The sequence below is a fragment of the Sphingorhabdus sp. Alg231-15 genome (assembly GCF_900149705.1).
Lineage (GTDB): Bacteria > Pseudomonadota > Alphaproteobacteria > Sphingomonadales > Sphingomonadaceae > Parasphingorhabdus.
On sequence record NZ_LT703001.1, the window covers coordinates 1594201 to 1606137 of the forward strand.

At 53.7% G+C, this 11937-nt stretch carries 9 protein-coding genes; 5 read left to right on the forward strand and 4 right to left on the reverse strand.

The features are described from left to right. Positions 1-21 precede the first annotated feature (21 nt). Both DG177_RS07855 and DG177_RS07860 read right to left on the reverse strand, forming a co-directional pair. Positions 22-2937, reverse strand: a complete 2916-nt coding sequence (locus DG177_RS07855) for an insulinase family protein (protein ID WP_108810976.1) — start codon at positions 2935-2937, stop codon at positions 22-24. Positions 2938-3080: 143 nt separating this feature from the next. After that, entirely contained in the window at positions 3081-3707 is a 627-nt protein-coding gene (locus DG177_RS07860; protein ID WP_108810977.1) for a methyltransferase domain-containing protein, read from the reverse strand. 104 nt (positions 3708-3811) lie between these two features. Between DG177_RS07860 and DG177_RS07865 the strand changes: the two genes are divergently transcribed. Then, complete coding sequence (locus DG177_RS07865; protein WP_108810978.1) at positions 3812-4177, forward strand: antibiotic biosynthesis monooxygenase; 366 nt, start codon at positions 3812-3814, stop codon at positions 4175-4177. Positions 4178-4183: 6 nt separating this feature from the next. Then, positions 4184-5542 (forward strand): MFS transporter, encoded by a 1359-nt coding sequence (locus DG177_RS07870; protein ID WP_337658635.1) that lies wholly within the window; start codon positions 4184-4186, stop codon positions 5540-5542. Between the two features lie 13 nt (positions 5543-5555). On the opposite strand, the gene DG177_RS07875 is transcribed toward DG177_RS07870, so the two are convergent. After that, positions 5556-7892: a CDC48 family AAA ATPase gene (locus DG177_RS07875; RefSeq protein WP_108810979.1), complete on the reverse strand. Its 2337-nt coding sequence runs from the start codon at positions 7890-7892 to the stop codon at positions 5556-5558. A 353-nt stretch (positions 7893-8245) separates the two neighbouring features. Between DG177_RS07875 and DG177_RS07880 the strand changes: the two genes are divergently transcribed. Together DG177_RS07880 and DG177_RS07885 are read left to right on the forward strand one after the other, a co-directional pair. Continuing rightward, positions 8246-9124, forward strand: coding sequence for a LysR substrate-binding domain-containing protein (locus DG177_RS07880; protein WP_108812859.1), 879 nt, complete (start codon positions 8246-8248; stop codon positions 9122-9124). A 176-nt stretch (positions 9125-9300) separates the two neighbouring features. Next, positions 9301-9558: a hypothetical protein gene (locus DG177_RS07885; protein ID WP_108810980.1), complete on the forward strand. Its 258-nt coding sequence runs from the start codon at positions 9301-9303 to the stop codon at positions 9556-9558. A gap of 92 nt (positions 9559-9650) precedes the next feature. Here the strand turns inward: DG177_RS07885 and DG177_RS07890 are convergent, their stop codons facing one another. Further along, complete coding sequence (locus DG177_RS07890) at positions 9651-11045, reverse strand: glutamate ligase domain-containing protein (RefSeq protein ID WP_108810981.1); 1395 nt, start codon at positions 11043-11045, stop codon at positions 9651-9653. A 56-nt stretch (positions 11046-11101) separates the two neighbouring features. Here DG177_RS07890 and DG177_RS07895 point away from each other — a divergent pair, with 56 nt between their 5' ends. Then, positions 11102-11935, forward strand: a complete 834-nt coding sequence (locus DG177_RS07895) for an LD-carboxypeptidase (RefSeq protein WP_337658636.1) — start codon at positions 11102-11104, stop codon at positions 11933-11935. The last annotated feature ends 2 nt before the right edge of the window (positions 11936-11937 follow it).

Here is an 11937-nt window from a genome sequence, read left to right on the forward strand (position 1 = left end):
ATCTTAGCTCTGAGCCGGAGGTCAGTCTTGGCCAACACCCGAATCATTGGAACTGCCTGCCTTACTAACATCGGTGTTACCAGCTTCATAGCCGCGATATTCGATCGGCATATCAAGCGCTTCCAACTGTGTCTTGATCTTGTCCGCGTCGCCAACAATCACCCAAGTAAACTTGTCGGGATCAATAGCACCAGCCATCGCCTTGTTGAGATCATCAGCTGACAGCGCTTTGTAGCGATCAGCAACGGTTTCCGCATAGTTTGACGGTCGCTTGAACATCACATCACCCTGCATCTGTCCCAACACCCGGCGGGACTGCTCGAACTGACCAGGCAGCTGGCGGACATTGCCGTTCACGGTCCGCTCCAGCTCGGCCTGAGTGACGCCATTGTCGCCGAGGAAATCCTTCACCTGACTCATGATCGCAGCCACAGCCGGACCTGTCTGATTGGTCTGAACCGGTGCCCGCATGATGTAAGGAACATCATGTTCCCCGCGCAATATGGAGTTGCGCGTACCATAGCTCCAGCCTTTGGTCTCACGCAGATCCATGTTGATCCGCGAGAGGAAATTGCCGCCGAGAACTTCATTGGCGGCGTTGAGCGTCAACAAATCATCTGTGCCCTTGAACGGAAGAACCTGTCCCGCCAGAATCAACGATTGCGGGCTATTGGCACGATGGATGACCACGATCTTGCCTTCAGCCGGTGGAACCGCCGCATCGAAATTTTTGCTGGCTGCCGGTTGGCCATCAGGCTTCCACTGGCCAAAGCGCATTTCGAGCTTTTCGAGCAAGGCTTGCTGATCAATCTGGCCTACGGCGAAAATGGTCGCATTTTCAGGACGCATCCAGCTTTGATGAAAATTCGCCAGATCATTGCGTGTGATCGCTGCCACCGATTCTTTCGTGCCATTGCCAGACAAACCGCGCCCATATGGATGGGCATCACCGAATATCAGCGGTGGCAAGGCGTTGGTCGCGATGCTGCGCGGATTGCTCTCTTCGCGGTCAATAGCGGTTAGCTGCTGGACCCGCATACGCTCAATATCATCCGTCTTGAACGCAGGATTTTTGACAATATCCGCCATCAGGTCAAGCGATGCATCAAGATTAGGATTAACCGCGCTCAGATTGACATCCGTCCGGTCGCGCCCGCCGCCAACGCTCACATTAGCGCCCAAACGCTCTTGCTGCTCAGCAATCTGGACCGAGGTCAGGCTGGTCGTGCCTTCCTCCATCACCGCCGTGGTAAAATTTTGTAGGCCAATCTTGTCTGCCGGATCGGCGGCAGCCCCGGCATCAAATGACAGGGTAACACGAGTCATCGGAACCGCGTCACGCTGCGCAAAATAGACTTTAATCCCGTTAGACAGTGTTGCGGTTTCAACATCCGGAAAATCAACATTGGGTATTTCTCCCACGGGCGGGAGAGATGATCGGTCAACGGTAACCGTTCGAACATCATCGTCGTCGCCCTGCATATAGAAAGCCGGGCTGGTCAGCGATCCGGTCCGCGCGCCTTTGCCGGATTCCACTTCCTGATACGCTTCCCGCTCACCCGGAACCACGCGGATACCAACAACAGGCCGTGTCAGCCATTTCTTCATTGCTGCGGTTACCGACGCTGGAGTAGCAGAAGCCAGACGTTCCAGTTCTTTCTTATAATATTTGGGATCATCGGAATAAAGCTCGCCCTGGGCCAATGCAGTAGCTTTGCCGCTAAATCCGCCAACTTGCTCAAGTCCTGCAATTCGTGCAGCCGCATCGCGGGTCGCGACCCGTTGCACTTCATCTTCGGTCGGACCGTTTGCGATGAAATCAGCGATAATTTCATCCAGCCGTTTCGCGACCATATCGGCGTCTTCGCCAGGCTTCACGTCCGCCTGAATCTGCACCACACTGCCGTGAACGAAGGGCAGCACAAAGGCCGAGACAGCAACTGCGTTTTTCTCTTCGCGAACCATGATATTGTCGAGCCGCGAGCTGGCGAGCCCGCCCAATACGGTCATACCGACATCCAATGGTGTGTAATCGGGATCATTGAGCCCTGGCACCACCCAGTTGCGATAAATCCGCGTGGTTGCAACTTTGTCTTTCATTACATCGTAAACTGGTGCGTCCAGAGTCGGCAATTCCGGATTCAGCACCGGAATGGGCTTGCCCTTTGGAATGGCACCAAACCATTTTTCCACCAGCGGCTTGGCAGCAGCGGCATCAATATCCCCGGCGAGCACCAAAATCGCGTTATTCGGTCCGTAATGGTCAATAAACCACTGCTTCATGTCATCCAGCGAAGCAGCCTCAAGATCTTCCAGCGACCCGATAGTACTGTGACCATAGGGATGCACGTCTGGGAAAAGCAATTCCGTCTGGCGATAGCTGACCAGTCCATAGGGCCGGTTGTCCCCCTGCCGTTTCTCGTTGGAAACAACCCCGATCTGGTTGTCGAGCTTTTCCTGAGTTACCGCGTCAAGCAAATGACCCATCCGGTCGCTTTCGAGAAACAACGCAACGTCGAGAGCAGATTTTGGTACTGTCTGGAAATAATTGGTGCGGTCCAGCCAGGTCGTGCCGTTCAGGTCCGTTGCACCAATTTGCCGCAGTGGCTCAAAATAGTCACCTGGCGCATTTTCGGAGCCATTGAACATGATATGTTCGAACAAGTGGGCATAGCCCGTCTTGCCTTTCGGTTCATGCGCTGAGCCAACCCCGTACCAGATCGAAACCGCCACAATCGGTGCCTTGCGGTCGGTGTGAACCAACACCTTCAGTCCATTGTCGAGGGTAAACCGCTCGTAAGGAATGTTGACAGCGTCAACCAGTTCACTGACTGGTGCAGCCTTGGCGGACTTGTGATCGTCGGCCAGAGCAGGTGAGGCAAAAGCCAAAGCAGTTGAGGTAAGCGCAAGCGCAATAGTGCGGGAGAAGCGTGACATCCGGAAATCCTCTTCAATATTTTGTATATCTTGAAACTACTATGAGCATGCGGACTTGTCGTGCAAGTCCTGTTTGATCTTCGATCAACGGTCGATCAGCATCGACCAACGTCAACACGCACAAACAATACTACGTAAAGAATCTATTTCTTTTTCCAGCCCCAGAACAAATGGCACGGCAATATGTTCCAGATGGAATAACCATTATCGATCCGGTCAAAATGCGGTGCCATGAAATCGCGCGCGCGTTTCACGAACTGATAGACCAGAAAAGCCCCGCCCGGACGCAGAGCGTTATAGGTTTCCTTTGCGATTTTCGGACCCAGCTGATTGGGCAAGGTGGAAAAAGGCAGGCCGGACAGGATATAGTCCGCTTTTTCGTGCCCAAGGTCCCGGATGATCTGCTGCACATCGGCTGCTGATCCATGAATCGGATAGAAGCGGCTGTCACGAATGGTTTTGCTGAGATAATCGATAAAGTCAGGATTAAGATCAATGACGATCAACGTTGCGTCGGGCTTCATGCGCTCCAGCACCGGCCGACAGAACGTACCGATACCAGGGCCATATTCAACGAACACTTCACATTCATTCCAGTTGACCGGTTCAAGCATCTTTTTGACAGTTACGGCCGAGGAAGGAATGATGGAACCGACCATTACCGGATGCTTCAGAAAGCCTTTGAAGAACACGCCCCATGCGCCAAATGTGCGCGCAGCGCGTAGCTTGATTCGGGCCCATAATGGTGTTTTTGCAAGGCTGTTGGTCAATCAAGCTCTCCTATTATCATCCCGCTGTCTTATTAAGCCATAACAGTGACACATACAAACATCTTCGCGCTTGTCCGAGGCGAAGAGAGGACTAAAAGAGCAAAATGATTTTGCATCCACCTGGAAGTATCGCCGTGATCTTTTGCGCTCAGCGCACTGCGGATGATGAAGAGGCCTATGCCGCTGCGGCAACCATCATGAGCGATCTCGCCGCGCAACAATCTGGCTATCTGGGACAAGATAGCGTGCGATCAGAAAATGGCCTGGGCATTACCGTGAGCTATTGGGCAAATGATGCCGCGGCCAAGGCATGGCGCGATCATCCGGTTCACACCGCCATTCGCGAACAGGGCCGGGGTAAATGGTATGAGAGTTACACCCTCCACGTCGCCCAGGTTGAGCGCAGCTATGACTGGGACAAATCTGATGACGGGAAAAAATCTGGGAACCGCAAAAAGAGGATGCCATAGGAGCCTATGGCTGATTCTTCCGTTCCGCCCCTTGCTACGAAAAAGCACAAACAGATAGACAGCACCCGCATGACGGTACTGTTTGCGGTGATGCTTGTCACGGCTTCGGGCAACACGGCGATGCAATCGATATTGCCAACCATCGGAACCCAACTGGAAATTCCTGACTTCTGGGTCAGCGCTGCATTTAGCTGGTCGGCCCTGCTATGGGTCTATACCGCGCCCAAATGGGCCCGTCTGTCCGATCATCGCGGTCGCAAAGCGTTGATGCGACTGGGCATGATTGGCTTTACGGCATCGATGGCCTTGGCTGGTCTGGCGCTATTCCTGGGTCTGCTGGGATGGTATAGCGCGCTTTGGACCTTTATATTATTCGCGATATTCCGAAGCCTTTATGGCGGGTTAGGGTCCGCCGCTCCACCTGCGGTTCAGGCCTATGTCGCAGCGCGTACCCCACGCGCAGATCGCACGAAAGCGCTGTCGCTGATTGCTTCATCCTTTGGTCTCGGCACGATTGTCGGTCCAGCCATTGCACCTTTGCTGATCCTGCCTGTCTTGGGCTTGTCGAGCCCAATGTTCGCCTTTGCGTTCATAGGGATATTAGTGATGATTGCACTGGCTCTCAAGCTGCCCAATGATGATCCCGGCTTTGAAGCGCGCGGTGTCGTGACCTCGGAACCCTATAGTGCCGCACCATCTTCGGGCAGCCTGAAAGATGATGGCCATGACGACCAGCCAACAGGCACGCCAGCCCCCGATAGCTTGCCGCCACGACTGCGCTGGGGTGACCAGCGCATCAAACCGTGGCTGATCACCGGCATAATGGGTGGCAACGCCCACGCCATCATCTTGGGTGTCATCGGCTTTCTGGTCCTCGATCGGCTGGGTCTTAGAGACGACCCAACAACCGCGATTGAAATGACCGGTATCGTGTTGATGTCCGGCGCGGCTGCGACGTTATTGGCGCAATGGGGATTGATCCCCCTGTTACAGATGGGACCGCGATCCTCGGTATTGTGGGGCATGTTGCTGGCAGGGGTCGGTTGTCTGATCATCGGCGTGTCAGGCGATCTTTACGGCATCATTATCGGATTCGCGGTCAGCTCGCTCGGCTTTGGCCTTTTCCGCCCGGGCTTCACCGCCGGTGCCTCGCTAGCCGTTGACCGATCCGAACAAAATGGAGTCGCAGGCATTGTTGCATCTGTGAACGGCATGGCCTTCATCGCCTCACCGGCGCTGGGTGTGTTGCTTTATACCTATGTCAGCGCGTTGCCGTTCTGGATCGCAGTAACCATGTGCCTGTTCATTTTCGGCTGGGGTGTCAAAACGCTCAAGTTGGATGAGAACACCAACCTGCACCAATAGGCAATCTGCAACGTTAAAACTCGTGCTTGCTGTCGTTGACCGGCGTTAACATACCGGGAGCGACGAAACCAATTGGCTCGGCGCGCATCGCATTTTGCTTGAGTTGCGCTTCCATTTTGGAATATTCTTCCTCCATCTCTGGCGTTACCGAGGCCCGACTGTCTTTCAGCGCGCGCTCAAAATGCTTCATCGAGACCTTCTCGACCAATCCGCCATGTTCGCGCAAGGCATAGAGCCCTGCCCGGCGTACCAGATCTTCCAGATCGGCACCCGAATAGCGTTCTGCGCGCCGCGCAATATCATCAAGATCGACATCCTTGTCGATTGGCATCTTCGCGGTGTGGATGGCAAGGATCCGGCGGCGCCCCTCTTTTTCGGGTACCGGAACATAGACCAGCTCATCAAATCGGCCGGGGCGTAACAGCGCCGGATCGACCAGACCGGGGCGGTTTGTTGCGCCGATCAGGATAACCGACTGCATTTCCTCCAGCCCGTCCATTTCAGCCAATATCGTGTTGACCACGCGTTCAGTCACTTGCGGCTCGCCCATCCCGCGACCACGCGCCGGGACCAGACTGTCAATCTCGTCAATAAACAATACCGTCGGCGCGACTTGTCGCGCTCGCGCAAAGAGGCGCGCAATCTGCTGCTCACTCTCGCCATACCATTTGGAAAGCAAATCACTGGATTTGGTCGCGATGAAATTGGCCTCCGCTTCCCGCGCTACAGCCTTGGCGAGCAATGTCTTGCCCGTTCCAGGCGGTCCATAAAGCAGAAATCCCTTGGCCGGCCGAATACCCAATTTGGCGAAGGCCTCCGGGCTCTTCATCGGCAATTCAATGCCTTCCTTCAATCGCATCTGCGCGTCATCCAGACCGCCAATATCTTCCCAGCGCACATCCGGTGCCTGCACCATCACTTCACGCATGGCAGAAGGTTGAACGCGTTTCAGCGCCTCGACAAAATCATCGCGGCGCACCACCAGCTCCTCAAGAACTTCCGGTGGCACGGTTTCAGATTCCAGATCAAGTTTCGGCATGATCCGCCGAACCGCTTCAATCGCAGCCTCACGCGTCAAAGCCGCAAGATCGGCGCCGACAAAACCATATGTTGTGCGAGCCAGCTCCTGAAGGTCTACCGCCGATTCCAAAGGCATACCGCGGGTGTGGATTCCCAATATTTCTTTACGGCCGCGCAGATCAGGAACACCAACGATGATCTCGCGATCAAATCGGCCCGGTCGGCGCAGCGCCTCATCAATGGCCTCGGGACGATTGGTCGCCGCGATGACCACCAGATTGAGGCGTGATTCCAGACCGTCCATCAATGTCAGCAATTGAGCGACCAGACGCTTCTCTGTCTCACCCTGCACTTCACCTCGCTTAGGTGCGATGGAGTCAATCTCGTCAATGAACAGGATCGATGGTGCCGCCTTGGTCGCCGCTTCAAAAACTTCACGGAGTTTTTTCTCGGATTCGCCATAAGCCGATCCCATGATTTCAGGACCGTTGATCAGGAAAAATTCGGCGTCGCTTTCATTTGCGACGGCGCGTGCCAAGCGGGTCTTGCCCGTACCCGGAGGACCGTGGAGCAGCACCCCTCGTGGCGGATCAACGCCAAGGCGGGTAAATAGTTGTGGATAGCGGAGCGGCAGCTCGACCATCTCGCGCAGCTGATCGATAGTTTCATGCAACCCGCCAATATCATCATAGGTGACATCAGCCCGGCGGTGCTCGGTCGATTCTTCATATTCCGGGCGCAGTTCGACTTCAGTATTCTCATCAATATGCACAAAGCCCTTCGGAGCGGTCGAAACGACCATAAGTCGGATCTGGGTCAGCGAAAAAGCCGGAGCGGCCAGCATCTGCTGCAATTGCGGCGGCATGTCGCTACGATCGACCTGCTGCTGGCCATGAGTCGCGACAAAATCGCCCGCATTTAGAGGCCTACCCATGAAGCTGCGTTTCAGGCCAGCGCCGCTACCATGCAGGCGCAGATCTTTCTGCGCTGGTGCAAAGATAACTTTCTTGGCCGCCTTGGACTCTACCTTGCGAATTTCGACAAAATCACCGGAACCTACGCCGGCATTGGCGCGTTGCAATCCATCAAGGCGGACAAAATCTAGCCCTTCATCCTCCGGATAGGGCAGAACTGCTCGAGCGGGCGTTGCCTGCTTGCCGCATATCTCGACAACATCACCCTCCATCAAACCCAATTTGCTCAGATTATCACGCGACAGGCGCGCAAGCCCGCGACCGCTATCTTCTGGCCGCGCATTGGCAACTTGCAGCTTTATCATTTGAGATTCGGATTCAGGGTCGGACGGGGATTCGGATTTGGGATCAGACATGGGGGATAGACTCCTGCCGCTTCTATTGTTTCCAACAAGATAGGGAGGCATCCGGCAATTTGCGACTCTGAATTTGCCCGGAATCCACCCAGCAGGACAAGGAGAGCCGTATTTCAGGCAAAAAAAAGGCCAGTCCCGAAGGACCGGCCTATAAAAGTTTTTAGGAGAGGATGCCTGAAAGGCGAGTTCTATTTGGGCGAGAATCGTTTATGTTGCAAGTGCGAAAAGAACATTGTTGGTTGCATTTTACGCAACATACTATTTCTGTCAGCGACGAGATTTAGCCAATCTATTCAATTTAAATGCAATTTTGCGTTGCACAATTCTCATTTAGCTCCGATATTGCAAAAACCATGCGACGTCTCCCTCCCCTACGTGCCTTGGAAGCCTTTATCCGTGTTGCAAGACTTGGCTCTTCCAAGGCTGCAGCCGCTGAACTCGCGCTATCTGCTCCCGCGCTGAGCCGCAGAATCAAATCGCTGGAAGACCATATTGGAAAGCCATTATTTGAACGGCGCAACCAAGCAATGGTCCTCAACGAAGATGGCCAGTCGCTGCTTGATGCCGTTGCTCCTGCCTTGGAAACGATCGGCGAAGCAGTAGAACAAATGACCGTCACAGGCAGCGATTTGCGGCTTCGTTTAGGTGTACTTCCACTCTTTGGAGCGACGCGCCTGTTGCCCCGCTTGCCGGAACTTAGAAAACTCTATCCAAACCTTCATATTGATGTTGATACCTCCACCCACGCAGAAAATATGCTGGGTGATGTTATTGATGCAGCAATCATCATTGCTGATCATGTTGATCCCAATCTCTATTCTGTAAAGCTGGACAGCAACAAGATTTACGCCATTGCTGCAACGGACCTTGTCAATGGGCCCAATGCAATAAAGACGCCGGAAGACTTAACAGCGCACAATATTCTTATCCATAGCGATATGATCAAAGCCTTTGATCGCTGGAAAGAGGCTGTTGGCTTGCCTGATCTCAATCCTGCCAGCGTCGATCAAATGAATAGCGGTCCATTGATGCTGGAAGCCGCAGCACAGGGACTTGGTGTTGCCATCATGCATGGCGGCCACTTTTCCGACGCCAATGACCCGCGTCTCGCACGGTTGTTCGACTATGATATTGATAGCCCCTATTCTTACTGGTTCGTCTGCCGCAAACGGGACAAGAAGAATCGAGCCGTGCGAATTTTCCACGATTGGGTTGTAAAAGCAGGGCTTTAAGCGACCAACCGTGCCTGTTTGGCTGTTGGACCTCCATGACATTTATTTGTTTTTATGGTAGACGATAGGAATCGTCACGCATGAATCGACAATTATTGTCGTAAAAACCAAATATTCGGGAAACTTCTGTGAGTAATCATGGAAGAATATTCCGAGCGAAATATTGGAGAAAATACATGCGTTTTAAAACTTTAGCTGCATTATCAGCTCTATCTCTTTCGACAGCGCCTGTTCTGGCGCAATCGCAGGCGGTCGCTCCTGCGACCAGCGCGAGTGTGGAGCGTGTTTCCGCGACTCAGGAACAAGCCAGTAATCTAGGAGGTGGTAGCGATACCATCATAGCCGTACTGGCCGGTGCCATTGCTGTCGGTTTTATTACGCTAACGATAATAAATAATGATGATGACGACGACGATAATCCAACAAGCCCCTGACAGAAGTGAAAGCTGATTTCACTTCATACCCGCGATAAATACTCAAGATCAGGCCCTCTTCAGGGCCTGATTTGCATTGAGATACGCCGTTGCTAAGCGGACAGTCTTGCCAAAATGTCTGATGCAAACAGGCTCAGCGTATCATCGCGAGCTCCCATGATCACAATGCGATCACCCGGCCTCGCAGTTTCAGCAATGTGCGTAGCGCAAGCTTCACGATCTGCAATGTGATCAGCGCTGCCACCAGCTGCTGTGACAGCGTCCGTGATAAATTCACTGCCAATGCTGCGATCAACGGTGCCACCAAAGTAAACCGGATCACAAAGGACAACACGGTCATCATCGCCCAGAATGTTGACAAATACCTCCGCCAGTTCAGCACCCATTTTATGGATAGGACCAAAACCATGGGGCTGAAAAAATGCGATGATCCGGCCAGGAAATGCTTTCATGGTTTTTAGCGTGGCTGCAATCTTGTCGGGATTATGACCAAAATCATCAATCACACTTATGCCATTTGCTGAGCCAACGACATCGAAGCGCCGCGCAAGACCGTTAAATGACGCGATAGCGGAGACACTGTCGGCCACTGGCACGCCAACAGCGAATGCCGCTGCTATGGCCGCCAGTGCATTGGCAATATTGTGACGTCCCGGCACTTGCATCGTGACGGGGAAATTTTTCTCGCCGGCGGTTAGTGTGAAGCAGCTGCTGATCGGCGCTTCCTCAATATCCGAGGCCTGAAAATCAGCACCTTCTGAAAAACCGAAGCTGATGGCATCACGCAGATCAAGCCCTTGGATCAGTGCAGCAGTTTCGGCATCATCCCGGTTCCAGATGCAATGCCTGGCCTTTCCCGCAAAATCACCGAATAACTGGCGTAGCTCTTCAAGGCTCTTGTGGTCCAGGCTGACATTGTTCAGCACAGCGATTTCAGGATCAAACAAAGCAATCGATCCGTCGCTTTCGTCAACTTCACTCACCATGATGTCGCCATCGCCAACCCGAGAGCTGGCGAAAGGCGCATCATCCGCCACAAAGTTTTTCATTACCGCGCCGTTCATGATCGTCGGGTCCAAGCCAGCCTCGGTCAATATCCAGCCGATCATACCCGTAACCGTCGACTTTCCGCTCGTACCGCCAATCGCAATATTCCGCGGCGAGCCATTAAACTGCTCTGCCAGCAACTCTGCCCGGGTCATCCGGGCACAGCCCAGGCTATTGGCTTTGGCAACATCTGGCACAGTGTCTTCAATGGCCGCCGATGCGATCAATATCTGATCGCCCGAGTTAAGCCCACTGCCGTCCTGCGCAAACAGGCCGATACCCTTCGCTTTCAGCCATTCGAACTTGGCCGCCAGCCGGCCTTGATCGAGCGCTCGATCCGAACCGGCAACTTCAGCACCGCTTTCCCGCACAATCATTGCCAGCGGCAACATGCCTGATCCACCAATGCCGCAAAAATAATAGGATTTGTCTTTACTCATAAACCCCCGCTATGGCCTCGACAGCTTTTTGGCAATTATATTGGGGTAAAAATATCGTGGGACAGGTCAGGATCGGCATTTGTGCGCCGTCAACGCCTTTATATAGAGAAGAAGCCGAGCAGCTTACCGCCCTCACCAATCAAAGCCATCCCGCAGCTCAACTGGTTTTTCACGATCAATGTTTTGCCATAGAAGGACATTTTGCAGGAAAGGACGACCTGCGATCCTCAGCTTTTCTGTCGTTGGCAAATGACCCATCTGTCGACGCTATCTGGTTTGCCCGTGGCGGCTATGGCGCAGCGCGGATTGCTGATGACATTCTGACCCAACTCGGCCCAGCGGCGCAAGGCAAACACTATATGGGCTATAGTGATGGCGGCAATTTGCTAGGTGCGCTTTACAAAGCTGGAATTGGTACACAGGCCCACGGTCCGATGCCGGTCGACATGCGCCGCGATGGCGGCATGGTCGCTGTTCAGCGCGGACTGGATTGGCTGGTTCACTGGGATAAACAGGCGCTGGAACCGCATGCTGAGGCTGGTCAGAAATATGCTGCGTTCAACCTGATGACCTTGGCGATGATGGTCGGCACACCATTGCTGCCAGATCTGGAAGGCCATGTCCTGATGATCGAGGAGATCGCGGAATATCTTTATGCTTTCGACCGCGCTCTGTTCAACGTCACCACATATCTTGCGGACAAAGGTCTGGAAGGCATCCGTCTTGGCCGAGTCAGTGAAGTGCCGGAGAATAATCGTCCGTTCGGCGAAGAAGCCGAAGACATTGTCCAGCGCTTATGTGATCGCTACGCGATTCCGTATCTGGGCAGGGCCGATATCGGCCATGATGTGGAGAATAAGGTTGTTCCGTTCGGCACAATCCCGACCTGACT

What these genes read in the sequence shown, in the direction of transcription:
- DG177_RS07890 (WP_108810981.1), bottom strand. Translation starts at nt 11,045, where the DNA reads ATGAGTAAAGACAAATCCTATTATTTTTGCGGCATTGGTGGATCAGGC.
- DG177_RS07880 (WP_108812859.1), top strand. Translation starts at nt 8,246, where the DNA reads ATGCGACGTCTCCCTCCCCTACGTGCCTTGGAAGCCTTTATCCGTGTT.
- DG177_RS07885 (WP_108810980.1), top strand. Translation starts at nt 9,301, where the DNA reads ATGCGTTTTAAAACTTTAGCTGCATTATCAGCTCTATCTCTTTCGACA.
- DG177_RS07875 (WP_108810979.1), bottom strand. Translation starts at nt 7,892, where the DNA reads ATGTCTGATCCCAAATCCGAATCCCCGTCCGACCCTGAATCCGAATCT.
- DG177_RS07855 (WP_108810976.1), bottom strand. Translation starts at nt 2,937, where the DNA reads ATGTCACGCTTCTCCCGCACTATTGCGCTTGCGCTTACCTCAACTGCT.
- DG177_RS07865 (WP_108810978.1), top strand. Translation starts at nt 3,812, where the DNA reads ATGATTTTGCATCCACCTGGAAGTATCGCCGTGATCTTTTGCGCTCAG.
- DG177_RS07870 (WP_337658635.1), top strand. Translation starts at nt 4,184, where the DNA reads ATGGCTGATTCTTCCGTTCCGCCCCTTGCTACGAAAAAGCACAAACAG.